The sequence below is a fragment of the Actinoplanes sp. NPDC051405 genome (assembly GCF_055586185.1).
The window spans coordinates 132277-158805 of the sequence record NZ_JBVJIR010000011.1 but is presented as its reverse complement, the minus strand read 5'-3'; the positions used below and the strand labels follow the sequence as shown (position 1 = coordinate 158805).

33 protein-coding genes are annotated in these 26529 nt (G+C 71.5%); 24 read left to right on the top strand and 9 right to left on the bottom strand.

The window, feature by feature from the left end; translation table 11 throughout:
* Window positions 1–14 precede the first annotated feature (14 nt).
* Together mtfM and ACZ6S4_RS24090 are read left to right on the top strand one after the other, a co-directional pair.
* Window positions 15–119, top strand: coding sequence for a small membrane protein MtfM (mtfM, locus tag ACZ6S4_RS24095; RefSeq protein ID WP_281420991.1), 105 nt, complete (start codon window positions 15–17; stop codon window positions 117–119).
* Window positions 116–715, top strand: coding sequence for a heme-binding beta-barrel domain-containing protein (locus ACZ6S4_RS24090; protein WP_465477060.1), 600 nt, complete (start codon window positions 116–118; stop codon window positions 713–715). The genes mtfM and ACZ6S4_RS24090 overlap by 4 nt, the downstream gene beginning before the upstream one ends.
* Window positions 716–806: 91 nt before the next feature.
* Here ACZ6S4_RS24090 and ACZ6S4_RS24085 read toward each other — a convergent pair whose 3' ends face one another.
* Complete coding sequence (locus ACZ6S4_RS24085; RefSeq protein ID WP_465477059.1) at window positions 807–1598, bottom strand: aminotransferase class IV; 792 nt, start codon at window positions 1596–1598, stop codon at window positions 807–809.
* Window positions 1599–1660: 62 nt separating this feature from the next.
* On the opposite strand from ACZ6S4_RS24085, the gene ACZ6S4_RS24080 reads away from it, so the two are divergent.
* From ACZ6S4_RS24080 to ACZ6S4_RS24045, 8 genes are all read left to right on the top strand, one after another.
* Window positions 1661–2059 (top strand): Fur family transcriptional regulator, encoded by a 399-nt coding sequence (locus tag ACZ6S4_RS24080; protein WP_360547078.1) that lies wholly within the window; start codon window positions 1661–1663, stop codon window positions 2057–2059.
* Entirely contained in the window at window positions 2056–3117 is a 1062-nt protein-coding gene (ygfZ, locus tag ACZ6S4_RS24075; RefSeq protein WP_465477058.1) for a CAF17-like 4Fe-4S cluster assembly/insertion protein YgfZ, read from the top strand. Before ACZ6S4_RS24080 ends, ygfZ begins: the two co-directional genes overlap by 4 nt.
* A gap of 27 nt (window positions 3118–3144) precedes the next feature.
* Complete coding sequence (locus ACZ6S4_RS24070; protein ID WP_465477057.1) at window positions 3145–3978, top strand: beta-keto acid cleavage family enzyme; 834 nt, start codon at window positions 3145–3147, stop codon at window positions 3976–3978.
* Entirely contained in the window at window positions 3975–4910 is a 936-nt protein-coding gene (locus ACZ6S4_RS24065) for an asparaginase (protein WP_465477056.1), read from the top strand. The genes ACZ6S4_RS24070 and ACZ6S4_RS24065 overlap by 4 nt, the downstream gene beginning before the upstream one ends.
* Window positions 4911–4979: 69 nt before the next feature.
* Complete coding sequence (locus tag ACZ6S4_RS24060) at window positions 4980–5522, top strand: helix-turn-helix domain-containing protein (RefSeq protein WP_465477055.1); 543 nt, start codon at window positions 4980–4982, stop codon at window positions 5520–5522.
* On the top strand, window positions 5519–5971 hold the full coding sequence (locus ACZ6S4_RS24055; protein ID WP_465477054.1) for a hypothetical protein: 453 nt from the start codon (window positions 5519–5521) through the stop codon (window positions 5969–5971). The genes ACZ6S4_RS24060 and ACZ6S4_RS24055 overlap by 4 nt, the downstream gene beginning before the upstream one ends.
* 70 nt (window positions 5972–6041) lie before the next feature.
* A complete protein-coding gene (locus ACZ6S4_RS24050; protein WP_360545822.1) occupies window positions 6042–6365 on the top strand; it encodes a DUF2516 family protein in 324 nt (107 codons plus the stop codon).
* Window positions 6362–7261, top strand: a complete 900-nt coding sequence (locus ACZ6S4_RS24045) for an alpha/beta fold hydrolase (RefSeq protein ID WP_465477053.1) — start codon at window positions 6362–6364, stop codon at window positions 7259–7261. Before ACZ6S4_RS24050 ends, ACZ6S4_RS24045 begins: the two co-directional genes overlap by 4 nt.
* Here the strand turns inward: ACZ6S4_RS24045 and ACZ6S4_RS24040 are convergent.
* Complete coding sequence (locus ACZ6S4_RS24040; RefSeq protein WP_465477052.1) at window positions 7251–8285, bottom strand: PKD domain-containing protein; 1035 nt, start codon at window positions 8283–8285, stop codon at window positions 7251–7253. The genes ACZ6S4_RS24045 and ACZ6S4_RS24040 overlap by 11 nt on opposite strands.
* Window positions 8286–8474: 189 nt before the next feature.
* Here ACZ6S4_RS24040 and ACZ6S4_RS24035 point away from each other — a divergent pair, with 189 nt between their 5' ends.
* Window positions 8475–8897 carry a hypothetical protein gene (locus tag ACZ6S4_RS24035; RefSeq protein WP_465477051.1) on the top strand — a complete coding sequence of 141 codons (423 nt, stop codon included), beginning with the start codon at window positions 8475–8477 and terminating at the stop codon, window positions 8895–8897.
* An 11-nt stretch (window positions 8898–8908) separates the two neighbouring features.
* On the top strand, window positions 8909–9718 hold the full coding sequence (locus ACZ6S4_RS24030; protein WP_465477050.1) for an EI24 domain-containing protein: 810 nt from the start codon (window positions 8909–8911) through the stop codon (window positions 9716–9718).
* Between the two features lie 6 nt (window positions 9719–9724).
* Here ACZ6S4_RS24030 and ACZ6S4_RS24025 read toward each other — a convergent pair whose 3' ends face one another.
* The 3 genes from ACZ6S4_RS24025 to ACZ6S4_RS24015 form a co-directional block, all read right to left on the bottom strand.
* Entirely contained in the window at window positions 9725–10741 is a 1017-nt protein-coding gene (locus ACZ6S4_RS24025; protein WP_465477049.1) for a LacI family DNA-binding transcriptional regulator, read from the bottom strand.
* A gap of 4 nt (window positions 10742–10745) precedes the next feature.
* The gene (locus tag ACZ6S4_RS24020) at window positions 10746–12173 is read right to left on the bottom strand and encodes a GH1 family beta-glucosidase (protein ID WP_465477048.1); all 1428 of its coding nucleotides are present in this window, start codon (window positions 12171–12173) and stop codon (window positions 10746–10748) included.
* Window positions 12174–12353: 180 nt separating this feature from the next.
* On the bottom strand, window positions 12354–13115 hold the full coding sequence (locus ACZ6S4_RS24015) for a maleylpyruvate isomerase family mycothiol-dependent enzyme (RefSeq protein WP_465477047.1): 762 nt from the start codon (window positions 13113–13115) through the stop codon (window positions 12354–12356).
* Window positions 13116–13181: 66 nt separating this feature from the next.
* Between ACZ6S4_RS24015 and ACZ6S4_RS24010 the strand changes: the two genes are divergently transcribed.
* A complete protein-coding gene (locus ACZ6S4_RS24010; RefSeq protein ID WP_465477046.1) occupies window positions 13182–14267 on the top strand; it encodes a UDP-N-acetylmuramate dehydrogenase in 1086 nt (361 codons plus the stop codon).
* Between the two features lie 4 nt (window positions 14268–14271).
* Here ACZ6S4_RS24010 and ACZ6S4_RS24005 read toward each other — a convergent pair whose 3' ends face one another.
* Both ACZ6S4_RS24005 and ACZ6S4_RS24000 read right to left on the bottom strand, forming a co-directional pair.
* The gene (locus ACZ6S4_RS24005) at window positions 14272–14784 is read right to left on the bottom strand and encodes a CAP domain-containing protein (protein ID WP_465477045.1); all 513 of its coding nucleotides are present in this window, start codon (window positions 14782–14784) and stop codon (window positions 14272–14274) included.
* Window positions 14785–14903: 119 nt separating this feature from the next.
* On the bottom strand, window positions 14904–15617 hold the full coding sequence (locus ACZ6S4_RS24000) for a sensor histidine kinase (RefSeq protein ID WP_465477044.1): 714 nt from the start codon (window positions 15615–15617) through the stop codon (window positions 14904–14906).
* A gap of 223 nt (window positions 15618–15840) precedes the next feature.
* On the opposite strand from ACZ6S4_RS24000, the gene ACZ6S4_RS23995 reads away from it, so the two are divergent.
* The 11 genes from ACZ6S4_RS23995 to ACZ6S4_RS23945 all read left to right on the top strand — a co-directional run bounded on the left by ACZ6S4_RS23995 (window position 15841) and on the right by ACZ6S4_RS23945 (window position 25195).
* Window positions 15841–16539 (top strand): response regulator transcription factor, encoded by a 699-nt coding sequence (locus ACZ6S4_RS23995; protein ID WP_465477043.1) that lies wholly within the window; start codon window positions 15841–15843, stop codon window positions 16537–16539.
* Window positions 16540–16628: 89 nt separating this feature from the next.
* Window positions 16629–18971, top strand: a complete 2343-nt coding sequence (locus tag ACZ6S4_RS23990; protein WP_465477042.1) for a chemotaxis protein CheW — start codon at window positions 16629–16631, stop codon at window positions 18969–18971.
* Window position 18972: 1 nt separating this feature from the next.
* On the top strand, window positions 18973–19410 hold the full coding sequence (locus tag ACZ6S4_RS23985; protein ID WP_125812421.1) for a chemotaxis protein CheW: 438 nt from the start codon (window positions 18973–18975) through the stop codon (window positions 19408–19410).
* Window positions 19410–20282: a hypothetical protein gene (locus ACZ6S4_RS23980; protein WP_465477041.1), complete on the top strand. Its 873-nt coding sequence runs from the start codon at window positions 19410–19412 to the stop codon at window positions 20280–20282. Before ACZ6S4_RS23985 ends, ACZ6S4_RS23980 begins: the two co-directional genes overlap by 1 nt.
* 16 nt (window positions 20283–20298) lie before the next feature.
* Window positions 20299–21480: a protein-glutamate methylesterase/protein-glutamine glutaminase gene (locus ACZ6S4_RS23975; protein ID WP_465477040.1), complete on the top strand. Its 1182-nt coding sequence runs from the start codon at window positions 20299–20301 to the stop codon at window positions 21478–21480.
* The gene (locus tag ACZ6S4_RS23970) at window positions 21477–22322 is read left to right on the top strand and encodes a CheR family methyltransferase (protein WP_465477039.1); all 846 of its coding nucleotides are present in this window, start codon (window positions 21477–21479) and stop codon (window positions 22320–22322) included. The genes ACZ6S4_RS23975 and ACZ6S4_RS23970 overlap by 4 nt, the downstream gene beginning before the upstream one ends.
* Before the next feature lie 15 nt (window positions 22323–22337).
* Window positions 22338–22715 carry a response regulator gene (locus tag ACZ6S4_RS23965; RefSeq protein ID WP_246595167.1) on the top strand — a complete coding sequence of 126 codons (378 nt, stop codon included), beginning with the start codon at window positions 22338–22340 and terminating at the stop codon, window positions 22713–22715.
* Complete coding sequence (locus ACZ6S4_RS23960) at window positions 22712–23188, top strand: chemotaxis protein CheX (protein ID WP_465477038.1); 477 nt, start codon at window positions 22712–22714, stop codon at window positions 23186–23188. The genes ACZ6S4_RS23965 and ACZ6S4_RS23960 overlap by 4 nt, the downstream gene beginning before the upstream one ends.
* The gene (locus tag ACZ6S4_RS23955) at window positions 23185–23547 is read left to right on the top strand and encodes a response regulator (RefSeq protein WP_433722565.1); all 363 of its coding nucleotides are present in this window, start codon (window positions 23185–23187) and stop codon (window positions 23545–23547) included. The genes ACZ6S4_RS23960 and ACZ6S4_RS23955 overlap by 4 nt, the downstream gene beginning before the upstream one ends.
* A 7-nt stretch (window positions 23548–23554) precedes the next feature.
* Entirely contained in the window at window positions 23555–24040 is a 486-nt protein-coding gene (locus ACZ6S4_RS23950) for a hypothetical protein (protein WP_433722563.1), read from the top strand.
* A 96-nt stretch (window positions 24041–24136) separates the two neighbouring features.
* A complete protein-coding gene (locus ACZ6S4_RS23945) occupies window positions 24137–25195 on the top strand; it encodes a winged helix DNA-binding domain-containing protein (RefSeq protein ID WP_465477037.1) in 1059 nt (352 codons plus the stop codon).
* Here ACZ6S4_RS23945 and ACZ6S4_RS23940 read toward each other — a convergent pair.
* Together ACZ6S4_RS23940 and ACZ6S4_RS23935 are read right to left on the bottom strand one after the other, a co-directional pair.
* A complete protein-coding gene (locus ACZ6S4_RS23940; protein ID WP_465477036.1) occupies window positions 25148–26197 on the bottom strand; it encodes a sulfotransferase family protein in 1050 nt (349 codons plus the stop codon). The two genes, ACZ6S4_RS23945 and ACZ6S4_RS23940, sit on opposite strands and share 48 nt — an antisense overlap.
* 71 nt (window positions 26198–26268) lie before the next feature.
* The gene (locus ACZ6S4_RS23935; protein WP_465477035.1) at window positions 26269–26526 is read right to left on the bottom strand and encodes a hypothetical protein; all 258 of its coding nucleotides are present in this window, start codon (window positions 26524–26526) and stop codon (window positions 26269–26271) included.
* Window positions 26527–26529: the final 3 nt, after the last annotated feature.

The window sequence follows — 26529 nt, the reverse complement described above, 5'->3', positions numbered from 1 at the left end:
AGGATGGGCCGGTCATGGTTACCGAGATCGGGTTCGTGAGTCTGCTGGTCGCCGGGTTCGGCGGGCTGGCAGGCGGTTTGGGCTATCTGGCGATGCGCATTGCAAGGGGACGCTGGTGAGCAGTGAGACGGAAAACCCGCTGGGCCCGCCGCCCTGGCTGAACGCGCCGCCGGTCGAGGCGTACCCGTACGAGGAGACGCACGACCTGCGGAAGGGGCCGGATCTGCACCCGGCGCTGCTGGGGCTGCTGCCGTTCATCGGGTTGTGGCGCGGCCGCGGGCAGGGAGGCTTCCCGGCGCCGGAGGACTTCGACTTCGCGCAGGAGGTCCGGATCAGCCACGACGGGCGGCCGTTCCTGGCCTACGAGTCGCGGATCTGGATCCTGGACGCGGACTCCAAGCCGGTGCGGATGGCCGACCGGGAGACCGGCTGGTGGCGGCCCGTGCTGGTGAACGACCGGCCGGGCGACGAGATGGAAGCCACCATGATGACGCCGGACGGCGTCATGGAGCTCTACATCGGGCGGGTCAGCGGCACGCGGCTGGAGATGGTGACCGACGCGGTCGTCCGGACGCCGTCCGCCCTGGAGGTCACGGCCGGGCACCGGCTGTTCGGCATCGTCGACGGGGCACTGCTCTACGCCCACGAGATGTCCGGCATGGGGGAGACGTTGGTGCCACACCTGTCGGCGAGGTTGCTGCGGGTGGGTGGCTGAGTTCCACCAGGATCAAGATCAGATTCAGGATGTCGTGCCTGGTTGCATGGTGCTGACCGTCGCTCCCGCCGAACGCGAGGTCCGTGCTCGGTCAGGAGCCGTCGAAGCCGAGCAGGGTGAGCAGGCGCGGCGTCCACGGTGACGCCGCGCGCTCGGCGCCGCCGAGCGTGCGGGCCTCCGCGAGGCCGCGCAGGGAGCTGGCCAGCCAGATCGCGTCGGTGGCGCCCAGCTCGGCTGCGGTGATCATGCGTTCTTCCGCGCGCAGACCCAGGTCCGGCGCTCTGCTGAGCAGGTGGGCCGCCGTGGTGCCGGGGAGGATGCCGGTCCCGGCGGCGGGGACCGTGCACAGGGTGTCGCCGGTGAGCCAGACCAGGCTGGCCGTCGGGGCTTCCAGGGCGTGGCCGTCGGCGCGGAGCCAGAGGACGTCGTCGGCGCCCTGGCTTCTGGCCCAGCGGGTGGCGGCGAGGTTCTCCGCGTACGAGATGGTCTTGGCCGCGGCCAGCGACCAGGGTGGGCGGGACGTCACGCCCAGGTCCGCGGTGATCAGCCTGATGCCCTCCCGGCGCTGGCGGCGGGCGGTGGCCGGCACCGCGCCGACCGTGGCATAGAACGTCGCCGGGGTGACGATCAGCCGCAGGGCGCCTTCACCGCCGGTCCAGGCCTGCGCCGCTCGGGCGGCCAGGGCGGCGAGGTCCGCGCGCGGTGGCAGGGGCACTTCGAGCAGCGCCGCCGACCGGGCCAGGCGGTCCAGGTGGGCGTCGAGCAGCCACGGGCCGTCCGGGCGCAGGTGCAGCGTCTCGAAGACACCCTCGCCGTACAGCACGCCCCGGTCCACCGGACTCAGCTCGCCTGAGCCGGGGATCACCATCAAGCTGTCGCTCACCAGAGAAGAGGGTATGCCGTGCGAACTATGCTCGTAGCGTGTCCTCCTCTTCCCTCGCCGAGATGCTCCGGGAGCGCGGCCTGCGACTGACTCCGCAGCGCCAGCTGATCCTGGAGGCGGTGCACGAGCTGGGCCACGCGACCCCCGAGCAGATCCACCACACCGTGCGGGAGCGGGCCGCCGGCGTCAACATCACCACCGTCTACCGCACCCTCGAGCTGCTCGAGGACCTCCGGCTGGTGAGCCACACCCACCTGTCGCACGGCTCGCCGACGTACCACCGCGCCGGCGAGGACCAGCACGTCCATCTCGTCTGCCGTGACTGCGGGTCGATCGACGAGGTCGACCCGGGCGTGATGCTGCCGGTGACCGAGCAGCTGCAGCGGGACCGCAACTTCCGGGTCGACGTGGGGCACGTGTCCCTGTTCGGCGTCTGCGGCGACTGCAAGGAGCAGCCATGACCACCGTCCTGATCGAGGAGCTGGAGCCCACGTCGGCCGACGCCGGCGTCCCGGCCCACTACGGCGACCCGATGCGCGAGCAGCGCACCCTCGACACCGCCGTCGGCCTCGTCGACCGCTCCCACCGCGACGTGCTCGCCGTGCCGGGCGAGGAACGCGCGAGCTGGCTGCACACCCTCACCACCCAGCACCTCAGCGACCTGCGCGCCGGGCAGGGCACCGAGCTGCTCGTGCTCTCCCCGCACGGGCACGTCGAGCAGCACGCCCTGGTCGCCGAGGACGGCACCACCGCGTGGCTCGACACCGAGCCCGGGGCCGGCGCCGGCCTGCTCAAGTACCTCGAGATGATGCGCTTCTTCACCAAGGTCGAGCCGCGCGACGCGAGCGCCGAGATCGCGGTGCTGTCCCTGGTCGGTCCACAGGCCGTGGCGGCCGCGCGCGAGCACCTGGGCGTGGAGCTCGGCGAGCCGCGGATCTTCGAGGTGCCCGGCCCCAAGTTCGCCGCCGGGGCGGTGCCGGCCGCACCGACCACGCTCTACGACGTGCGGCCGTTCGGCTCCGGTGCCCTGGCGCGCCGGGTGCCGCTGGGCGTCGACCTGCTGGTGCCGCGCTCCTCGCTGGAGGAGGTGCTGGCGCTGCTGGCCGACGTGCCGAAGGCGGGGCTGTGGGCGTACGAGGCGGTCCGGGTGGCGCACCGGGTGCCACGGCTGGGCTGGGAGACCGACCACCGGACCATCCCGTCCGAGGCGAGCTTCGTGGCCCCGGCCGTGCACCTCGACAAGGGCTGCTACCGGGGCCAGGAGACGATCGCCCGGGTACATCACCTGGGCAAGCCCCCGCGCCGGCTGGTGCTGCTGCACCTCGACGGGATCGCCACCGACCAGCCGCCCGCGCAGGGCACGCCGGTGACACTGGACGGCCGGGCCGTGGGCTTCGTCGGCACCGCCGTGCGCCACCACGAGCTGGGCATGATCGCGCTGGCCGTCCTCAAGCGCAACGTCGCCGACGACGCGGCCCTGCTGGTGGGGGAGTCGGCCGCGGCCATCGACATCTCCTGAGCAGGGGCGGCATGGCAGGATCGCGGCATGACCGGGACCCTCATCACTGTCGCGCCCACCGGCGCGGAGAGCAGTAAGGCAGCCGTACCCGCGCTGCCGGTGACGATCGACGAGCTCGTGGCCACCGCCAAGGAGTGCGAGGCGCTCGGCGCCGCGATCGTGCATGTCCACATCCGCGACGACGCGGCCGAGCCGACCCTGGACCAGGGCCGGCTGCGCGAGACCGTGGCCGCGCTGCGGCAGTCGACGGACCTCATCGTGCAGCTCTCCTCGGGCGGGGCGGTGACCGATCCCGAGGCCGACCGGCTGGCCGTGCTGGACGCGGGCCCGGAGATGGCCTCCTGCACGATGGGCACGGTCAACTTCGGCGACGGCGTGTTCCTGAACCGCTGGGAGTTCATCGTCGACCTGCACACCCGGATGCAGGACAAAGGCATCGTGCCCGAGTACGAGATCTTCGACCTGGGCCAGCTCACCACCCTGCAGCGCCTGCTCGCGCAGCACGGCCTGCCGTACGGCGGCCACGTCCACGTCGACCTGGTGATGGGCGTGCCCGGCGGCATGCCCGGCACCGCCGCCGCGCTGGTCGCGTGCCACCAGGCGACCCGGGACCTGCCCGCGGGCACCACGTTCTCGGCCACCGGCATCGGCCGCAGCACGATCCCCGTGATGCTGGCGTCCCTGTCGACGGGCGGGCACCTGCGGGTCGGCATGGAGGACACCGTCACGTACGCGAAGGGCCGTCCCGTCGAGTCGAACATGCAGCTGGTGGCCCGGGCGGTCGGCTTCGCCCAGCTGGCCCAGCGCCCGCCGCTGACCACGGCCGAGGCCCGTGAGCTGCTCGGGATGGCGGCCCGATGATCCTCGCCGAAGTCGTGCGCTCCGGTTTTGTCGAGTCCGTGCACCACGGTTCGGTGGTCGTGCTGGACGCCGGCGGCGCGACGATCGCGGCGGCCGGTGACGTCACCGGCCCGTTCTTGCCGCGTTCGTCCAACAAGCCGCTGCAGACCGTCGGCATGCTGCGGGCCGGCCTGCGCACCGCCGACCCGGCCGATCTCGCGCTGATCAGCGGCAGCCACTTCGGCGAGCCGTTCCACGTGGCGCGGGTCCGCCGGATCCTGGCCACCGCCGGCCTGGACGAGTCCGCGTTGCGCTGCCCGCCGTCGCTGCCGCTGTCGGAGGACGAGCGCGACATCGTGCTGCGGGACGGCGGCGGGGCCACCCCGGTCCTGATGAACTGCTCCGGCAAGCACGCCGGGATGCTCGCGACCTGCGTGGTCAACGGCTGGTCGCTCGCGGACTACCGGGACGCCAAGCACCCGCTGCAGGTGGCGCTGGCCGCGGCGGTGAGCGATCTGGCCGGGGAGCCGATCGCCGCCACCGGCATCGACGGCTGCGGCGCGCCGGTGTTCGCCGTGTCGCTGACCGCGCTGGCGCGGGGCTTCCAACGGCTGGTGGACGCGCCGCCGACCTCCTTCGAGCGGCTGGTGGCCGACACCATGCGGGCCGATCCGGAGCTGGTGGCAGGCACCGGCCAGGACGACACCCGGCTGATGCACGGCGTGCCCGGGCTGCTGGCCAAGGGCGGGGCCGAGGGCGTGGTGGCGGTGGCTGTCGAGGGTCTCGGCGCGGTGGCGATCAAGGTCGCGGACGGCGCCATGCGGGCCCGGATGCCGGTGCTGGTGTCCGCGCTGCGCCGGCTCGGCGTCTCCGCGCCCGTGCTGGACGAGTTGGAGACGGTGCCGGTGCTCGGCGGCGGGGTTCAGGTCGGCGAGGTCCGCACGGCCTGGTGACCGGGTTCACGCTAGCTTTTGTTAGCGTTCTGCTTGCAACAGCTAGCACCTCCGGCTACCGTCGAATGCATGGCCGCCCCCAAGGACCTGCCCCAGGACATCGGTGAATTCATCCGTGACCTGCGGCAGACCGCAAAGATCTCGCTCCGGCAGCTCGCCGACCGGGCGGGCGTGAGCAATCCCTATCTCAGCCAGATCGAGCGCGGCCTGCGCAAGCCCAGCGCCGAGGTGCTGCAGCAGCTGGCCAGCGCGCTGCGGGTGTCGACGCCCGCGATGTACCTGCGGGCCGGCCTGCTCGACGGCGAGGGTCAGCAGGGGGTGCTGGCCGCCATCGCGGCCGATCCCGAGCTGACGATCGCGCAGAAGCAGTCCCTGTCGCAGATCTACGAGACGTTCCGCAACGAGACCGCCCGGCAGACGCCGGCGGCGACCCCGCCCGGCGAGAGCACGCCCAGCGGAAGCACGCCCGATGAAAGCACGCCCAGCGGCCTGCCCGCCGCGGACGTGCCGGACGAGGACGAGGCCCTGCGGGCTGTCGTCCAGGACGTGGCAGTCGTCGAAGGCGGCGCCGCCCCCGCACCCAAGACCACGAAGCCCGAGGAGAAGTCATGACCGAGCAGACCAAGACCCGTTTCCCCGCTCCGCTCTACGCCGCCGCCGGCGCCGGTGACCTGGCCTACCAGCAGCTGCGCAAGCTGCCGGCCGTCGTCACCGAGCTCGGTGACCGCGCGGTCGCCTCGCTGCGCACCGCGAACGACACGGCGAGCAGCACCGCCACCACGCTGAAGAGCACCGCGAGCAGCACCGACTTCGACAAGCTGCGCGAGACCGCCACCGCGGGCGCCGTCGCGTTCGCCCAGGCCGCGCAGGAGCGGGCCCTCGCCGTCTACACCTCGCTGGTCGCCCACGGCGAGCGCGTGGTCGGCACCGGTGTGGTCGAGGCCGCCGACGTGGTCAACGCCGACATCGAGACCACCGAGGAGCCGAAGGCCGTCGAGGCTGCCGCCACCCCGGCCCCGAAGCCGCGCAAGCGCGTCACCCGCCCCGCCGACGACAAGTAAGTAACGACCTGCGACTGATTGATCAGCGGGCCTCGGCGTCAGCCGGGGCCCGCGGCATAGACTGGCGGTCATGGCCTACAGCGCGACACCCATCTTCTACGACGACGTCGCGAGCCTCATCTCGTTCGCCGTCCTGATCCTGTCGTTGGTGGTGCAGGCAGTCGCACTGATCCACTGCGTGACCCAGCGCGGCGACGGGTTCCAGGCCATCGGCACCCTGCCCAAGGGCGCCTGGCTGGCCATCCTTGCGGTCTGCATCATCCTGACGCTGCTCGGCGTCGGCGGCGGCGCCACCGGCCTGTTCGGCCTCATCGGGGTCGCGGCCGCCCTTATCTACCTGCTCGACGTCCGGCCCGGCCTGCGTGACCTGTCGGACGGCAAGGGCTTCTGGTGAAGCGCCTCCGCTGGCCGCCGCCTCCGGACGGCGGCCCGCGGAGCTCCGGCCCCGGGCCCAGCGCGCCCCGCAGTGGCCGGCCCACCCTGCCGATGCCGCCGACCCAGCTGATCGAGACCCCGCACGGCGGCCGGCTCGAACAGCTCGTCACCGGCGTCGGCGAGCCGGTCACCGTCTTCGCGCACGGGCTGGCCGGCGACATCGCCGGGACCCGCCCGCTGGGCAGCGGCGTCCTCGGCCGCCGGGTGTTCTTCCACTTCCGCGGGCACGGCCGCTCCGACGCGCCGCCCGGCCCTTGGAGCTTCGCCGATCTCGCCGACGACCTGCGGGCCGTCGCCGATCGGGCCGGGGCGACCCGGGCGCTGGGCATCAGCATGGGCGCGGGCGCGCTGTGCCGGTTGCTCGCGCAGTCTCCCGAGCGCTTCGAGCGGATCGTGCTCTATCTGCCCGCGCCGCTGGACGGCGTACGGCCGCCGGTGGCCGAGGGGCGACTGGCCCGGCTGCTCACCGCGGTGGAGACCGGCGAGGCCGCACTGGTCGCCGAGGCGGTCGAGCCCGAGCTGCCGCCGGCGGTGCGTAACACGCCGACGGGCTGGAGCTATCTGCGGCACCGCGTCGAGCAGCTGCTGACCGACGGGCTCGCCCCGGAGCTGGACACGCTGTGGCGCGCCCCCGCGGTGCCCGACGAGTCGGTGCTGGCCGCGTTCCGGGGCCCGGCCCTGGTGATCGGCTGTGTCGGCGACGACGTGCACCCGGTGTCGGTCGCGGAACGCCTGGCCGGCCTGCTGCCGGGCGCGGAGTTGCAGGTCTACGACAGGCCCACGCTGCTGTGGACCCATCGCAAGGAGCTGCGCGAGCGCATCTCGACCTTCCTGAACGCGGAGCTCAGCTCGTGAGCTTCTGCACCCGGTACTTCCAGCCGTTGTCGTTGCCGGCCCGGTCCACCGCCACGTAGTCGACCTCGAAGGAGTAGCCCTTCGAGAGGCCGGGCACCGGCACCTTCCAGACGCCCTTGGAGTCCACGCCGCGCCAGGAGACGGCCGCGTTGGGGATCTTCGTCTTGCCCGGCGTGTAGCGGACCCACTTACGGGTGGAGAAGTTGAAGTAGTAGTCCTTGGTGGCGGTCCACTTCCACAGCTGCACGCCGACCGAGTCCATGCCGATCTGGCCGTCCTTGGCCGTGCCCTGGATCGTCTTCCAGTACGAGGCCCGGGCCGGCTTGCGCGGCACCGTGAGCGTGCTGCTCGGGGCGGTGTAGTCGACCTTCACCGTGTACGCCCGGGTGGTCACCGGCGTCGTCCTGCCCTGGGCGTTCTCCAGGGTGATCTTCGCGGCGTGTGTGCCGACGGGGTAGTAGTGCGTCGTCGAGCCGGTGGTGGGGCCGAGCAGGCTGGTCTTGCCGTCGCCCCAGTCCACCCACACCCGGGTCGCGGCGGCCGGGATGCCCGAGAGCAGCAGCTTGGCCGTGGCGCCGCCGCCCTCCCAGGTCCAGTTCGACGCCACGTTGAACTTGTAGCCGGCGACCACGGTCGTCACCTGCACCGTCGTGGTGGCGTTGGTGATCGTCGCGGCGCCCTCGCCGTCGGTGTCCTTCAGCTGCACCTTGACCGGGTAGCTGCCGACCGCCGCGTACTTGTGGGTCACCTTCTTGGCCTCGGCGGCCAGGGTCTGCACCGGCGACCCGTCGCCCCAGTCGACTGTGCGCTCCGCGACCGAGTCCGGGGTCTCGTCGACCAGCTCGCCCTCGGTCAGCGTGACCTGCTGACCGGTCCAGATGCTGGTGCTGTCCAGGGTGTAGGTGCCGGTCAGGCCGCCGGCGGCCCAGGCGGGCGAGCCGAGCAGACCCGCGCCGGCCACCGTGCCGGCCCCGAGCGCGAGGGTGAGCATCGCGGCGAGACCGCGAGGTCGTCCGGTATTCATGAATCTCCCCGTGGAAAAGTGCTCGCATTCGATGCGAGCCGATGGACAGTACCGGGCCGGATCGGCGTCGATCAAGCTGTTCCCGGAGCGGTACTTCGGGGCGAATCCGGCTACGCCGTAACTTTTTCGGGCTGCTGATCCGGTGTTGAGGACGTGCGGTACTCCCCCAGATCCATCTTTTTCAGCGTCGTGGCCCTCGGCCTCCCGTTCGCCGTCACCGTCGGCTGGACCCTCGGTACGCCGCCCCCCGCCCCACCGCCGGTGAGTGCACCCGGCGGGGCCGGCGGGATCGGCGCCGCGCCACCGAAGCCCACCACCGCGACGACCTCGCCGGTGCTCGACTGGTCGCCCCGGCCGCCCGAGCCGGTGGCGGTGGAGTCCTCGCTGCCCGGCCTGCCCGGCGCGCCCGCCGCCAGTACGGCACCGAGCGCGTCCACGCCGGCCGTCATCGTCACGTCCGGCTCACCGGACCCGACCCTGACACTGCTGCCGCCGGTGCCCACGCCCACCCAGATCGTCAGCACGCCGCCGAGCCCGTCGGCGACGGTGCCGTCCGGCAGCACCGCACCGGACTTCGGCCTCGGCGGAGCAGGGCTGGTCCGCAGGTCCTAAGCTCCCGCAACGTGGATGACACTCACCTGCGGTCCGCGGCCGGCCGGGGCGCCGCGGCGACCGGCGGCGCCGTACGCCGGTTCGCCACCGGGGCCGGCCTGCTGGCCCGGGGCCTCGGCCTGGTCCTGCGCAATCCGCGGATGCTGGGCCTCGGCCTCCTGCCCGCGGTGCTCTCCGGCGTGCTGTACGCGGCCCTGCTGATCACCCTCATCGTCTTCATCGACGACCTGTCGGCCGGGGTCACCTGGTTCGCCGACGACTGGTCGACCGCCTGGCGGGACGTGATCCGGATCGTCGCGGGCGCGGCTCTGATCGGGCTCAGCGGGCTGATCGGCGTGCTCACCTTCACCGCGGTCACGCTGCTGATCGGCGACCCGTTCTACGAGAAGATCTCCGGGATGGTGGAGGCCCGCTTCGGGGGTGTGCCGGACGAGGTCGAGGTGTCGCTGGGCCGTTCACTGGCCCGGAGCCTGGTCGACTCGCTGCGCCTGATCGGCCTGTCGGTGCTCTTCGGCATCCCGTTGTTCGCGGCCGGTTTCATCCCGGTGGTCGGCCAGACGGTCGTGCCGGTGGTCGGCGGGGCGATCGCCGGCTGGCTGCTGGCGGTGGAGCTGACCGGGGTCCCGTTCCAGCGTCGCGGCCGGCGGTTGCGACACCGCCGGGCGGCTCTGCGCGGCGACCGGGCGACGGCGCTGGGCTTCGGCGTCGCGGTCTTCGCCTGCTTCCTGATCCCGCTCGGCGCCGTGCTGCTGATGCCGGCGGCGGTCGTCGGTGGCACGCTGCTCTCCCGCAAGGTGCTGGGCCTGCCGATCGAGGGCTGAGCGCCCTCAGGCCGAGGCCCGCACCACCAGCTCGGTGGGCAGCACCACGGCGTCCGGGACGTCCTGCCTGTCGTTGACCAGGCCGAGCATCTGCCGGGCCATCGTGCGGCCCATGTCGACGATCGGCTGGCGGACCGTGGTCAGCGGCGGGTCGCTGAGCCGGCTGATCTCGAAGTCGTCGAAGCCGACCACCGCCACGTCCGCCGGCACCCGCCGGCCGGCGTCCTTGAGCGCCTGCAGCGCGCCGTGGGCCATCATGTCCGACGCCACGAACACCGCGTCGAGCTGCGGGTCCTCGGTGAGCAGCCGGCGCATCGCGCGCAGCCCGGAGTCGCGGGTGAAGTCGCCGAAGGCCACGTGCTCGGTCAGCCCGGCGTCGCGCAGGGTGTCCTGGTAACCGGTGAGCCGGTCGACGCCGGCGATCATGTCCTGCGGCCCGGCGATGGTGGCGATCCGGCGGTGGCCGGTGCTGATCAGGTGGCGCACGGCCTGGCCCACGCCGCCGACGTGGTCCACGTCGACGTAGGGGACCGGCAGCTCGGCCGGGGTCATCGGGCGGCCGCTGCACACCACCGGGATGCCGAGCCGGGCCAGGGCGCCGGGCAGCGGATCGGCGCCGTGCATCGAGGCGAACATGACGCCGTCGACGTGGCCGGCCATCGCGTACCGCTCGACCCGGTCGTGGCTGGCGGCCGAGCCTGCCATCATCAGCACGAGCTGTTTGTCCGCCGCGTCCAGCTCCATGCTCACGCCGCGGATCACCGCGGGGAAGAACAGGTCGTCGGAGAAGACCCGGTTGGCGGTCTCCGGCAGGATCAGCGCGATCGACTCGGTGCGCTGCGTGACCAGGCTGCGGGCGGCCTGGTTGGGCACATAGCCCAGCTCCGCGACGGCCTGGTGCACGGCCTCGCGGATCGCCACGGCGACCGTGGTCGACCCGTTGACGACGCGGGAGACGGTCGCCCTCGAGACGCCGGCGCGCCTCGCCACCGCCTCGAGGGTCGGTCGCTCCCGCGTCACCATCAGCTCACTCCCCGATCCGGCCCTGGTCGGTGAGACCGTTACGCCGGATCACCTCCTGGTACCACCGTGCGCTGTCCTTGGGCACCCGGCGCTGCGTGGTGTAGTCCACGTGCACGATGCCGAACCGCTTGGCGTACCCCTCGGCCCATTCGAAATTGTCCATCAACGACCAGGCGAAGTATCCCCGAAGGTCAACGCCGTGGGAAATGGCATCGAGGCAGGCGCGCAGGTGCCCGTCGAAATACTCGATCCGGTTGGTGTCGTGGATCTGCCCGTCCTCGGCCGGGCCGTCCGGGTACGCGGCCCCGTTCTCGGTGATCATCATGGGCGTGCCGGGGTAGTCCCGGTGGATCCGGTCCAGCAGCCGGGTCAGCGCGGCCGGCTCGATCTGCCAGCCGATGTCGGTGATCGGGCCGACCGGCTTGCGGAAGGCGATGCCCTCGGTGCCGGGTGCGTCGGGCGAGGCCGGCTGGCCGGGCTTCGCCGAGACGTACGACGGGGTGTAGAAGTTGATCCCCAGCACGTCGATCGGCGCGTTGATGATCGCCTCGTCACCCTCGCGGATGAAGCTCAGGTCGGTGAAGCGGGCCATGTGCTCGCGCATGTCGTCCGGATACTGACCGCGCAGCAGCGGGTCGAGGAAGATCCGGTTGCTCAGGCCGTCCACGATCCGGGCGGCGTCGACGTCGCCCGGGTTGTTCTCGTCCAGCGGGAAGACGGCCGACGGGTTGAGGGTGATGCTGACGCTCTGCGCGCCGGCCTCCCGCAGCGCCCGCGCGGCCAGGCCGTGGCCGAGCAGCAGGTGGTGCACCGCCTTGAACGCCGACGCCGCGTCCCGGATGCCGGGAGCGTGCACGCCGCTGGCGTAGCCGAGGTAGGCCGAGCACCACGGCTCGTTCAGCGTGGTCCAGGTGCGGACCCGGTCGCCGAGCCGGGCGTGCATGATCTGGGCGTACTCGGCGAAGGCCTCGGCGGTGTCCCGGACGGTCCAGCCGCCCCGGTCCTGCAGGCTCTGCGGCAGGTCCCAGTGGTAGAGCGTGACCACCGGGTCGATGCCCTTGCCGATCAGCTCGTCGGTCAGCCGGTCGTAGAAGTCCAGGCCCCGGGTGTTGACCGGGCCGGTGCCGTCGGGCTGGATGCGCGGCCAGGCGATCGAGTACCGGTACGAGGCCAGGCCCAGGTCGGCCATCAGCGCGACGTCCTCGACATACCGGTGGTAGTGGTCGCAGGCCACGTCGCCGGTGTGCCCGGCGTGCACCCGGCCGGGCTCGCGGCTGAACGTGTCCCAGATGGACGGGCCCCGCCCGTCCTCGTTCACCGCGCCTTCGATCTGGTACGACGCCGTTGCGGCGCCCCAGACGAAGCCGTCCGGGAACCGTACCCCCGATGCCAGCGGATCGTCGCTCGATTCCACCGAGACGGTTGCCGTCATCCTTCACCGCTCCCTGCGTGATCCGCCGCTGCCGTGCCGGGCCGCGCCGACCGGTCTGATCAGCGGCGAGACTATGACGGGCGACCGGAAGCGATCGCCCTTAACCGGTACAGCGTAGAGCCATTCACCTTTCCGGGAGCCATCCGAAAGTTGCGGAATCCCGTTCGGGGGAGGAGATGCTCAACCGGCCTGCAATGCGCTGAACAGGCGACGGTCGCCGGTGACGACCAGATTGTCCGGATCGATCCGGCCCATCAGAGCCAGCAGAAGGTCGCTGGCCGTGCCGGTGGCCTCGGCCCGCGCGTGGTGGTCATCGCTGTCGAGGATGGTGCCGGTGTCGAGCAGCGCGATGCCCGCGCCGCGGAGCCGGACGAACCACTCGTAGCTGGCGTCGGTGGCCACCAGGTGCACGACGCCGTGCAGGTCGGTGGGGCCCTTGCGGCGGCCGGCGGGCAGCCAGGTGTCGAGGACCTCGTTGACCCCGTCGGCGGCGAGCTTGGTCTCGATCGGGGTGGCCCGGCCGGCCGCGGACTCGGCGTCCCAGCGGTGCACGGAGACCTCGTGGGCGATCCGGCGCTGCCAGAAGCCGGCCTTGCGGGCCTGGGCCGGCCAGGTCCAGCTGGGGAAGTCCGGATCGAGCGCGTCGAGGGTCTCGATCGTGCCGGTCAGCTCCCGGCGCAGGCCGTCGAGCGCCTCGGGCCACGGGGGCCGCGGCTCGGGGACGACCCGGTCGGCGGGCCGGTCGACCACGCCCCGCGGTGTCAGCTCACGCACCCAGTGCAGCAGCACGGTGAGGTGCTCGGTGAGATCGGCGACCGTCCAGCCGGGACACGAGGGCACGACGGCGTCAGGACCCGTCTCGGTGACGGCGTCCTGGAAAGCCGGCCCGTCGGCGCGCAGTGCGGCGAGCCAGAAGTCCTTGGTCGCGTGCAGCCTGTTCATCAGCCTTCTCCCGCTCGAGGAGGTCCACCGGTTTCCACCCCGGGCCCGCGGCCTAGGGTGGACGTCGTGCCTGACGTTAGTGCTGACCACCCAACCGACGCATCCGCTGCGCATGCCAGTTCGCTGGGGGCGTACACGACGCTACGCCTCGGCGGTCCGGCAAGCACGTTGACCGTGGTGTCCGAACCGGACGAAGCGGTTGCAACCGTACGGGGTGCTGCCCGAAAGGGGCAACCGGTCCTGGTCCTCGCGGGCGGGAGCAACGTCGTCATCGGGGACCAGGGGTTTCCCGGGACGGTGCTGTTGCTGCGCACCCGGGGCGTACGGCTGATCGATCGCGACGACCGCGGCGCGCTGGTCCGGGTGGCCGCCGGTGAGCCCTGGGACGACCTCGTCGCCGACACCCTCAAACGGGGGATGTCCGGGCTGGAGGCGCTCTCCGGCATCCCGGGCTCGGCCGGCGCGACGCCGATCCAGAACGTGGGGGCGTACGGCCAGGAGGTCGCGCACACCATCGAGGCGGTGCACGTCTACGACCGGCACGAGGACGAGATGCGGGTGCTGTCGCTGCCGGAGTGCGGTTTCGCGTACAGGTCGAGCATTTTCAAGCACAGCGACCGCTGGCTGGTCCTCGACGTGGACTTCCGGCTCCCCGAGTCGGCGGAGTCGGCGCCGATCCGCTACGCCGAGCTCGCCCGCCACCTCGGGATCGAGGTCGGTGAGCGGGTCAGCGCCGCGCGGGTCCGCGAGACCGTGCTGAAGCTGCGCGCGAGCAAGGGCATGGTGCTCGACCCGGAGGATCCGGACACCCGCTCGGTGGGCTCGTTCTTCACCAATCCGGTGCTGTCCGCCGAGGAGTGGGCCCGGGTGCAGGACCGGCTGGTCGACGCGGGCGAGCCGCCGAGCTGGCCGGCCCCGAACGGCACGGTCAAGGTGCCGGCGGCCTGGCTGATCGAGAAGGCCGGCTTCGCCAAGGGGTACGGCGGCAGCACGGTGGCCATCTCGTCGAAGCACACCCTGGCCCTGACCCACCGCGGCGGCGGCACCACGACGGCCCTGCTGGAGCTGGCCCGCGAGATCCGTGACGGCGTACGGGACCGGTTCGGTGTCGTCCTGCATCCCGAACCGGTCCTGATCAACTGCTCGCTCTGACGGCTCAGCGCCAGCCGAAGACCTGCGTCCAGTAGTAGGTGCCGTTCACAGCCTGCTGCACGCCGGCGCCGAACGACTTGACGTCACAGTTGAGGATGTTGCGGCGGTGCGGCGGGCTGGCCATCCAGGCGGCCATCACCTCGGCCGAGCTGGAGAAGCCGTAGGCCACGTTCTCCGCCGCCACCGCGTGGTAGCCGGCCGCCCGCGACCGGGTCAGGAAGGTCGAGCCGCGCCAGCCGAAGTGGCCGAAGTCGCTGGTGGCCGCCATGTAGTGGCTCTGCCGTACGGACGCGACGGTCAGTTCCTCGTCCACGGTGAGTGCCGGGCACCCGTACCGGGCCCGTTCCTCGTTGGTGAGCGTGACCACCTCGGCCCCGAGCACCTGCGAGGTCGTCGGGGCGGTCCGCGCCGGGCCGGTCGCGGGGACCGCGGGCACGGCGTGCGCCGGCGCGGCGGTCAGCCCGAGCAGGGCGATCGGCGCGGCCGCGACAAGGGCGAGACGACGTACGGATTCCAACAAGGTGCTGCCTCCCGGTCCACGGCCGGGCGCCTGCCGCCCGGCACCGTAATCGGACCGGCTTTTTGGGGGTACGTCCCTTCTTTGACCGTTTCCGGGTGAACGGTGCGAGGTCTGTGTCAATCTGAGGGGATGGTCAGCGGAAGCCCGATCTCGGCACCGGCGCCCGTTTCCGGGGCGAAAGTCAGCCGGACCGAGCCGCCGTGCCGGGCCGCGATGGCCTCCGCCAGCAGCATCCAGACGGCGGTGCTGCGCCGCCGGTGCGGTGGTTCCGGAGTGGCCAGCATCCCGGCCATCAGGTGCTCGTCGGTGAGCTGTTCGGCCTGCCGCGCGGTGACGTGCACGGTCCAGCCCTCGGCCCCGGCCTCGGCGCTGACCGTGGCGGACCGGTCGGCGGCCCCGCTGGCCACTGTGCCGACCACCGCATAGAAGAGGTCCCGCAGCAGCGAGGCGTCCGCCGACAACGCCGGCCCTTCGCCCGCCCGGACCGTCGCCGCCGTGTACGGCTCCCGGCTCGCGAGCAACTCGGCGGCCTCGCGGATCAGCGCGCCGGGGTCCACCAGCGCCGGCCGCAGTTCCAGGTCGCCGGTCTGCAGCCGGGTCACCAGCATCAGGTCCTCGACCAGGGTGAGCATCCGGTCGGTGTTGCGCCGTACGGCGGCCAGCGCCACCGAGCGCTCGGCCGGGGCCAGGTCGTCGGTGTCGAGGCTCTCGGTGAACGACGCGATGGTGGTCAGCGGCGTCCGCAGCTCGTGCGAGATGACCGTGAGAAAGCGGGGTTGCAGCGCGCCACCCGACAGCGTCGGAGGTGCGGGAGCGGGGACGGGGCTCATCGGTCGACCACCGATCGGCTCCGGAAGCGGAAGCGCACGCTGAACTATAACTTTCCGTATATGAACCGACACGTCACGCTATCGTGGTTTTGGACATTTCATCTTCGCCGCCCGCGGTCGCGGGGGGCGCAAGCAAGACGCTGACCGATGTCGGGCATGTGCCGTGCCGGCCCGGGCAGCCGCGTCTGGCGACGCAGCGTTGGGGGGTCATGGTGGTGGGAGCATGAGCAGGCTGCTCGTGGTCGAGGACGACCCGGACATCGCGCTGGCCCTGCGGCTGCTGTTCAGCCGGGCCGGCTACGAGGTGGCGCACGCCGGTGACGGCCGTACCGGCCTGAAGGAGGCCTACGCCGAGCACCCCGACCTGGTCGTGCTCGACGTCGGCCTGCCGGAGATGGACGGCTGGCAGGTGCTCGAACGGCTGCGGGACGTCTCGGACGTCCCCGTGCTGGTGCTGACCGCGCACGGCCAGGAGGCCGAGAAGGTGCGCGGGCTGCGCGGCGGCGCCGACGACTACCTCACCAAGCCGTTCGCCAACAACGAGCTCCTGGCCCGGGTCGAGGCCCTGCTGCGGCGCTCGAACGGCGCACAGAACAGCTGGGCCAGCCAGATCTACGACGACGGCCTGGTGCACCTGGACCCGACCAAACGCCGGGTCTACGTCAAGGGTGACGAGAAGCGCCTCACCCCGACCGAGTTCCGGCTGCTCAACGCGCTGGTCCGGCACGCGGGCGCGGTGCTGAGCCCGAACCAGCTGCTGACCCAGGCCTGGGACGACCCGACCGGCATCGGCCAGGAACGGGTCAAGTTCGCGGTCCTGCGGCTGCGCCGCAAGCTCGGCTGGACGGACCCCGAGGATTCCCCGATCGAATCCGTGCGCGGCTTCGGTTACCGCTACCGGCGGCCGGGTGGTGACGCCTGAGCCGACCGGCGGCGGTAGCAGTCCGGGTGTCCTCAGGTGAGGACCCGGGAGGTCGATGAGCAGCATGGGAACCGAGCAGGAGGTAGTCCGTGGAAGACCTTGGCGAGATCGTCGGCGAATTCCTGATGGAGAGCCACGAGAACCTGGATCAGATCGACCGGGATCTCGTCGCCCTCGAACAGGAACCGGGATCGCGTGATCTGATCTCACGCATCTTCCGGGCCATCCACACGATCAAGGGAACGAGTGGATTCCTGGCCTTCAGCCGGCTCGAGACACTCGCCCACGCCGGCGAGTCACTGCTCTCGCGGCTGCGGGACGGCGTCCAGCCGGTCACGCCGACCACGATCACGACCCTGCTGGCCACGATCGACGGGGTCCGGTCGCTGCTGGAGGCGATCGAGCAGGACGGCAACGAGGGTGACGTCGAGGTCGACAGCATCATCACCGCCGTACACGCTCAGATGAACGCGCCCGAGGCCGCCGCACCGGCGCAGCCCGCCGCGGCCGCCGAACCGGTCGAGGCGCCGGAGCCGCTGGAGGAGAAGCCCGTCCGTCCGGCGCCCGAGCCCGTGGAGGGGCAGCGGAAGCCGCTCGGCGAGATGCTCGTCGAGTCCGGCGCCGCGGCGCCCAGCGACGTCGGCTCCGCGCTGCAGCAGCAGCTCGAAGGGGACGAGCGCAAGCTCGGCGCGATCCTGCTCGAAGAGGGCAAGGCCCAGCCCGCCGCGGTCAACGAGGCGTTGCAGCAGCAGGCACCGAAACGCAGCGTCGCGGACAGCGCGATCCGGGTCGACGTCGATCTGCTGGACGGCCTGATGAACCTGGTCGGCGAGCTGGTGCTCGCCCGTAACCAGCTGGTCCGCGGCGTGATGGAGACCGGCGACTCCGGCCTGGTCCGCGTCGCCCAGCGACTCGGCATGATCACCAGTGAGCTGCAAGAGGGCATCATGAAGACCCGGATGCAGCCCATCGAGCACATCTGGTCCAAGCTGCCCCGGGTCATCCGGGACCTCAGCCAGTCGCTCGGCAAGCAGGTCGAGCTGGTGATGGAGGGCAAGGAGACCGAGCTCGACCGCAGCCTGCTCGAGGCCGTCAAGGACCCGCTGACGCACCTGGTGCGCAACGCGGTGGACCACGGCATCGAGGAGGCCGACAAGCGGGTCGCCGCGGGCAAGCCCGCCGTGGGCACGCTGACGCTGCGGGCGTACCACGAGGGCGGGCACGTCGCGGTCGATGTTGCGGACGACGGCGCCGGCATCGACGTCGACCGGATCGCCGCGAAGGCGATCGAGAAGGGCCTGCTGCGCGCCGAGCAGGTCGCCACGATGGACAAGCGCGAGATCATGGCGATGGTCTTCCAGCCCGGCTTCTCCACCGCGGCCAAGGTGACCAACGTGTCCGGCCGCGGGGTCGGCATGGACGTCGTCAAGACCAATATCGAGCGGATCGGCGGCGCGGTCAGCGTCGACTCGACGCTGGGCCAGGGTACGGTCTGGCGCCTCACCATCCCGCTGACCCTGGCGATCATCCAGGCGCTGACCGTGGACTGCGGCGACCAGCGGTACGTGGTGCCGCAGGTGGCCGTGCTGGAGCTGGTCTTCATCGACGGCCAGTCCACGAAGATCGAGTACGCCTCCGGCGCGCCGGTCTACCGGCTGCGCGGCAAGCTGCTCCCGTTGGTCCGCCTGGACCGGACGCTGGGGCTCGACGTCGGCGGCGACCAGGGTGTCTACATCATGGTGCTGCACGCCGACGGCCGCCGCTTCGGCCTGGTGGTCGACCGCGTCCTCAACACCGAGGAAGTCGTGGTCAAGGCGCTCAACAGCAGGTTCAAGGACATCGGCCTGTACGCCGGCGCCACCATCCTGGGCGACGGCAAGGTCGGCCTGATCCTCGACGTCTCGTCGCTGGCCCGGCGCTCGCAGCTGACCGCCGAGTCCGACCGGGGAAACCTGGTCGGCACCTCGCGGGCCAGTGGCGGACCCGCCAACGGCGAGCGCCTGCTGGTCACGGCCGTCGGTGAACGCCGGGTGGCGATCCCGCTGGACGCGGTCACCCGGCTCGAGGAGTTTCCCCGCGATCGCATCGAGCACGCCGGTTCCCGCGAGGTCGTGCAGTACCGGGGCCAGATCCTGCCGCTCGTGCGCCTGTCGCACCTGCTCGGGGCGTACAGCGAGGCGGAGGAGGGCGACACCGTGTCCGTGGTCGTCTACAGCGAGGGCGAGCGCAGTGTCGCGCTGGTCGTCGACCGGATCGTCGACATCGCGGAGAACTCCACCACGGCGCGCCGCGAGGCGGAGGAGGACGGCCTGGTCGGCACCGCGGTCATCCAGCAACGGGTGACCGAGCTGCTGGACGTGCGCCGGGCCATCCTGGCCGCCGATCCGAACTTCTACACCGAGGTGACCGACGAGATGCTGGTGGAGGCCTGACATGGCGAGTCGTCAGTTCGCCACCTTCGAGGTGGCCGACCAGCTGTTCGGGGTCGAGGTGCACACGGTGCAGGAGGTGCTCTCCTACAACGAGTACACCCCCGTACCGCTGGCTCCGCCGGCCGTCGGCGGCCTGTTCAACCTGCGCGGCCAGGTGATCGCCGCGGTCGACCTGCGGGTGCAGCTCGGCCTGGTCCGCCAGGCCATGCAGGGTCCGGTGATGAACGTGATCCTGCGCGGCGACGGCGAGCCGGTCAGCCTGCTCGTGGACCGCATCGGCGAGGTCGTCGACCTCGACGACGAGGCCTTCGAGGGCCCGCCGGACACGCTCAGCGGCCCGACCCGGGAGCTGGTCACCGGCACCTTCAAGATGGACGGACGGCTGATGCTGGCCCTGGACGTGAACCAGGCCGTCGACACCTATCGAGCCACCACCTGATGTACAGCCTCGTCAGCGCCCCCGTCCTCGGCTTCGACCTGACCCGCCTCGGTGGCGGGTCGGCGACCGCCGAGGTGCTGCTGCGCGCCCTGCGCCTCAGCGTCGGGGACCTGCCGGTACTGGCCGAGCGGCTGCCCGACGAGGGTGTCCGCGGGCCGCTCTGGGTCGAGGTGGAGAGCGCGGCCCGCAAGATGCCGACGCTGAAGGGCCTCAAGGCCGACGACCCGGCCAGCTCGCTGGCCCTGGTCGAGCGGGCCCCGATCGGGTCGGTGGACTCGCTGCTCACCTGCCTGCGCTACGACGTGATGGCCTGGACCTGGCAGGGCGCCGGACGCGACGCCAAGCAGAGCGAGGAAGCCGCCTCGGCGACAGCCCTGCTCTGCGACGCGGCCGTGGCCAGCTATCTGCGCGAGGTGCTGGACGACTCGACCCGCCGGATGCTCGGTGCCGGCTGGGTGGCCGCACTGCGCAAGCTGCCCGCGGGCAAGCCGATCGACCTGGGCCCGCACCACTACGCGGTGTCGGCCCTGCTGGACCGGCTGCGCTCGATCCGGGCGAACGACCTGGCCCGGCTCATGCAGTCCGCGGAGGACGCCCGGCGCAACGCCGGCGGGTGGTCCCCGGCGGTGCACTCGGCGTCCTGGGCGGCGTACCTGTCCGACCGGGTCCGGACCGCCGCGGCCGCCCAGATGCTGCTCGTGCAGGCGATCGACACGGCGGCGATTCCGCTGGCCGATCGCGCGGGCGGGGTCTGGAACATGCTCAGCGGCGCGGTGCAGGCCCTCGTCGTGCGGGACCTGCTGGACACCGCCACGGCTCACCGGCTGCTCGCGCCGGTGGTCGCGGCGCTCGGCCCGGCGTGGCTCGGGTGAAGGGCGCGGTGACTTCATGATCAAAGTCCTGGTCGTCGACGACTCCGTGGTCGTGCGCCGGCTCATCGTGGACTCGCTGACCGGCGCACCCGGCATCGAGGTGGTCGGCACCGCCGCCAACGGCCTGCTGGCCCAGGCGAAGATCGATCAGCTCAAGCCGGACGCGGTCACCATGGACATCGAGATGCCGCAGATGGACGGTATCGCCGCCGTACGCGAGCTGCGCAAGCGGCACAAGCAGCTGCCGGTGATCATGTTCAGCACGCTGTCGGCCGCCGGGGCGAGCGCGACGCTGGAGGCGCTGTCCGCCGGCGCCACCGACTACGTGACGAAGCCGAGCAACGTCGGGTCGATCGCGGAATCCATCGCGGCCGTGCGTGAACAGCTCGTACCGAAGATCCATGCGCTGGCCGGCCGCCGCCCGCCGCCCGGCCCACCAGCGCGGCCCGGCCCTCCGCCGGGCCGGCCGGGACTGAGCCCACCGGCAGCCGGACGTCCCGGTGGACCGGTGCCAGGTCGTCCCGGCCTGGCGCCGCTGCGTCCCGCGGCAGCCGGTCCGGCCCGCCCGGTACGCCGAGCGGGCGCACCCGGCCGTGTCGACATCCTGGCGATCGGCTCCTCGACGGGCGGCCCGGACGCGCTCACCAAGGTGCTGCAGGCGCTGCCCGCCGACCTGCCGGTGCCGATCGTGGTCACCCAGCACATGCCGCCGGTCTTCACCCGGATGTTCGCCGAGCGCCTCGACCGCAGCACCTCGCTGCACGTCGTCGAGGCGGGCGACGGCATGGAGCTCGCACCCGGCACCGTCTACATCGCTCCCGGCGACAAGCACCTCGTGCTGCAACGCCGGAGCACCGCGACGCTGACCCAGCTCAGCGGCGCGCCGCCGGAGAACTCGTGCCGTCCGGCGGTCGATGTGATGTTCCGTTCGGTGGCCGCGCTCTTCGGAGCCTCGGCGTTCGCCACGGTGCTGACCGGCATGGGATACGACGGACGGGGTGGTGCGAAGGTGCTGCGTGAGGCAGGTGCCGAAATCCTGGCGCAGGACGAGGCCAGTTCCGTGGTCTGGGGCATGCCCGGTGCCGTGGTCGGCGCGGGGCTGGCGGACGAGATCCTGCCGCTGGACCGCATCGCGGCCGCACTGATCCAGCGAGTTCAGACCGGTCGCGTCGCGCGTCCGACGGCGGTGACCCGATGACCCTTTCGGCAGCCGACTTCGCGTTCGTCTCGGCCCTGGTCCGCCGGGAGGCGGCCATCGTCCTCGCCCCGGGCAAGGAGTATCTGGTCGAGGCGCGGCTGATCCCGGTGGCCCGGCAGGTGGGCGCGGCCAGCGTGGCCGAGTTCCTGGCCAACCTGCAGCGCCGGCCCAACCCGGCCGACCAGCGCCGGATCATTGACGCGCTCACCACCAACGAGACGTCGTGGTTCCGGGACCGGGAGCCGTTCTCCGCGCTGACCGACGTGGTGCTGCCCGAGCTGGTCCGCACCCGGGGGACGAACCGCAAGCTGCGGCTGTGGTCGGCGGCGAGTTCCAGCGGTCAGGAGGCCTACAGCCTCGCGATCACGCTGCAGGAGAACCTGCCGGCGGGGTGGTCGTACGAGATCATGGGCAGCGACATCTCCACCGAGATGATCAAGCGCGCCGAGGCGGCCGAGTACAGCCAGGTCGAGGTCAACCGGGGACTGCCCGCGACCCAGCTGGTCCAGTACTTCGAGCGGGCCGGCGCGCACTGGCGGATCACCCCGGCACTGCGGCGCAACGTGTCGTTCAAGCTGATGAACCTCACCGCGCCGCTGCCGGCGCTGCCGCCGTTCGACGTGATCTTCCTGCGCAACGTGCTCATCTACTTCGACGTGGCGACGAAGAAATCGGTGCTGCGCAACGTCGCCCGGCTGCTGCGTCCCGACGGCTGGCTGTTCCTCGGAGCCGCCGAGACCACGATCGGCATCGACGACAACTACGAACGGGTGGCGGCCGGCCGGACCTCTGCCTACCGAGTGCGGAGCGCGGTGCCGGCCGGTACCGCGAGGAAGGGGTGAGCTGCGGTGCGTGCCATGGTGATCGACGATTCCCGGGCGATGCGGATGATTCTCAAGCGCATCGTCGCCAAGCTGAACTTCGAGGCGGTCGAGGCCGGTGACGGCCAGGAGGCCCTCGATCTGCTGGCCACGATGACCGAGGTGCCGGAGCTGGCCCTCATCGACTGGAACATGCCCAACATGAACGGCCTCGAGTTCGTGACGAAGGTGCGCGCCGAACCCCGGTTGCGCGAGATGACGCTGGTCATGGTCACGACCGAGAGCGAGCAGAGCCAGATCGTCCGGGCCTTGGCCGCGGGCGCCCACGAATACGTGATCAAGCCCTTCACGGAGGGCGCGATGATCGAAAAGCTGGCCCTGCTGGGCCTTGTCCCGACCGGAGCGAACTCATGAGCGAACCCGTGGTGACTGAGGGAGACCTCGCCGAGATGGTGGAACAGGTGTGGGTCTCCTACCTCGACCCTGAGGGGGTCAGTCCGCTGGTGCCGCACGGTGACGTGAAACAGGTGTCGGAGGTGCACTCGACGGTGTCCATCACCGGCTCCTGGCACGGCCACCTGGTCTACGCGTCCTCGCAGAACGCCGCCCGCAAGGCTGCCGCGGCGTTCCTGGCCATGGAGCCCGACGAGGTCGGCCAGGAGGACATCTCCGACGTGCTCGGCGAGCTGGCCAACATCGTCGGCGGCAACGTCAAGGCCATGCTGCCGGCGGGCTGCTTCCTGTCGCTGCCGACGGTGGTGCTGGCGCCGGACACGGCCTCGTACTACCCGGCGGCCGAACGGATCAGCGGCCTGTACGGCATCTGGGACGGCGAGCCGGTGTCCATCTCGATGTGGCAGAGCGTGAAGCAGGAGGCAAGCGCATGAAGATCCTGATCGCGGACGACAGCCGGGTGATGCGCCAGATCGTCACCCGGACCCTGCGGCAGGCCGGTTTCGGCGACCACGACCTGGTCGAGGCGGCCGACGGGAAGCAGGCCGTGGACATGGCGGTGGCCGAGAAGCCGGACCTGGTGATCTCGGACTGGAACATGCCGGAGATGACCGGCATCGAGGTGCTGCAGCAACTGCGGGCAGCCGGCAACAACGTGAAGTTCGGCTTCGTGACCTCGGAGTGCACGGCCGAGATGCAGCAGGCGGCGGAGGCCGCCGGTTCCGCTTTCTTCATCGTCAAGCCGTTCACTGCGGAACGTTTTGACGAGGTCTTCTCTCCTATTTTGGGATGATATAGCTATGTCTGACACCTCGGTTATCCCCGTCGCCCTCACCGTTCGCAATCTCTTCGAGGACCTGCTCGGCCGCGACGTCAACGTCTCGCCGGGCGACCCCATGACCGCCGCCGACCTGCCCACCGCCGTGATCGCCGTCTACGCGGACACGTCGCAGCAGCTCTACGCGGTCCTGGGCATGCAACTGGCGCTGGCGGCCAACGCGGGCGCCGCCCTGGGCCTGCTCCCGGCCGGCGCCGCGGAAGACAGCATCGAGGAGAAGAAGCTCTTCCCGAACCTGGCCGAGAACGTCTTCGAGCTCTGCAACGTGCTGACCAGCCTGCTCAACCGCGAGGGCGCCCCGCACGTGAAGCTCTACCAGGTGATCTACCCGGGCATGGACATCCCGAACGACGCCCGTGCGCACCTGCTGGCCCTGGGCAAGCGCCTGGACCTGACCGTCGAGGTGGCCCGCTACGGCAAGGGAAAGTTGTCGCTCTCCCTCGTCTAGGCAGCGGCGCGGGGATCCAGTTGCTCGGCACTCACGAGCCGATCCCCGCGCTCGCAACGGTCAGTTCCTGACCGCAATGGCGGCCAGGCTGGCCACATGGATGTGCTTTCCCCGCGCGAGCTGGGCCGGGCCACGCTGGCCCGGCAGCTCCTGCTCTCCCGGGTCCGCAAGCCGGCACTGTCCGTTGTGGAGCACCTCGTCGGGATGCAGGGCCAGGACCCGGAGCTGCCCTATTTCGGTCTGTGGAACCGGATCGAGGGGTTCGCGCTCACCGATCTGACCCGGCTGCTCGAGGAGCGACTGGTGCTGCGGGCCACCCTGTTCCGGGGGACGCAGCACCTGCTGGCCACGTCCGACTATCTCTGGGTGCGGCCGCTGCTGCAGCCCATGCTGGACGTCTGGCAGCGCGGGGCGTTCGGGCGGTACACGGCCGGGATCGCGGCGGCCGAGCTGGCCGCGGTGGCCCGTGACGTGCTGGGCGCCCGGACGCTGACCCGGTCCGAGCTCGGCCGGGCGCTGGCCCAGCGGTGGCCGCAGTGCGATCCGCAATGGCTGGCCCGCTCGGTGCAGGGGCTGCTGCCGATCGTGCATCCCGCACCCGACGGTACCTGGGGCCGGCGGGGCGCCACCCCCTTCGCGCACGCCGAGCAACTGCTGGGGCAGCCGCTCGAGATCCGGGACGTCCAGGAACTCGTCCGGCGCTATCTGGCCGCGTTCGGCCCCGCGTCGGCGCGGGACATGCAGGCGTGGAGCGGCATGACCCGGCTGCGCGAGGTCTTCGAGGCGTTGCGCCCGCGGCTGCGCGTCTTTCGCGATGACTCCGGCGCGGAGCTTTTCGACCTGCCGGACGCACCGCGCCCGGGACCGGACGTGCCGGCGCCCGTACGGTTCCTGCCCGGCTTCGACAACGTGCTGTTCGGCCACGCCGACCGGTCGCGCATCGTGGCCGCCGAGCGGCGTCCGTACCTAGTGGCGGACGCCGCGCTGACCGTCGACGGGATGGTGCGGGGCCTGTGGAAGATCAGGGCCGGGGTGCTGGAGGTACGGCTCTTCGCCCCGCTGAGCGCGGCGGAACGTGCTGAGGTGTACCGGGAAGGAGCCGAGCTGTCACGGCTGGCCGGCGTCGACCCGGCCGTTCGTCTCGTGCGGCTCTGACGCGATCCGCTGCGTGAGCGTCATCCCCGGCACGTACGCCAGCCCCCGGTCGGGACGCAGCCGGCTCGCGGCCCGGCTCAGACCGCGCCGGGCCGGGATCAGCCGCTGCGGAGCCGCGGTCCAGCCGTAGCGCAGCAACTCGGCCGGGGCCGGCCGGACCGTGCCGGACAGCTCGTATCCGCTGGCCACGAGCCGGGAGCCCAGCGCCGCCTCGCACAGGGCGATCTCCTCCGGGTCGAGCCGGGTCTGCCAGCTCTGCACCCGCTGGGTGGTCACCGGTGCGTGGGTCAGCGCGTGCCAGGTCTTGAACGAGGGCACCGCCACCTGCGCCACCGCGGACGGCTCGGCCATCGCCGGGTGGTACTCCTCACCCAGGTACGCGCACATGGCGGCGAGCCGGCCGTGCGGATCGGCCACCAGGTCCTCGTACCGCACCTCGTGCCACTGCCCCGGTCCCAGGCGCCGGGCAGCCCGCCGGCCATCGTCGACGGCCCGGGCCCACGCCGCGACCGTCGCGTAGATGTCCTTGCGGTGCCAGGACATCTCCTTGAGGGAGGCCACGCAGTCCCGGCCGTCGCGCACGATGTTGATGAACTGCGCGTCCGGGAAGAGCCGCAGCAGGATGTCGATGTTGTGCAGGTAGGCCGGTCGCTTGTCGCCCCAGCGCGGTTTGCCGAAGCGGGCCGCGTACTGCTGGAAGACCGTGCCCAGCGCGGAGCCGAGCGTGCCCGGCCCGGCGGTGATCCGCTCGACCACCTCCTCGGCGTCGAGGCCGAGGTCGCAGAAGCGGGTCTCCTGGTGGTCGACGATCCGGCGGGCCAGGGCGCGCCGGTTGGCCGGCACCGAGAGGTCGCCGAAGTCGCGGCGCTCGCGGTACACGTTCAGCACGAACCGGGTCTCGGGCGGGATCGCGATGCGGGGATGGGCGTGCAGCATGAGCTGCAGCATCGTGGTGCCCGAGCGTGGGCAGCCGACGACGATGACCGGGCGGTCAGCGGGCACAGTTCACCTCCGGTCGGCAGTCGATCACCGGAAGTAACATATGCCAACAAAAGGTAAATGTTAACGAACTGTCAAGGCGTGTCGTGAATCCCTGTAGAACCTGACGAATCGGGCGCTCCCGGCGTGGGTGACGTGGGCGTGCCCGGCTCCTCCGTCCTGCCGTACCCGGCGGTGACGAAACGCAGGCCGGCGAGCAGGACCGCGGCGATCGGCACGGCGATGAGGAAGCGGATCAGCACCTGACTGATGTCGACCTCATCGGTGAGATAGCGGTACAGCGCCGGTGCGCTCATCAGCAGCGCGAACAGCAGGACGGAGGGACGGATCACGGA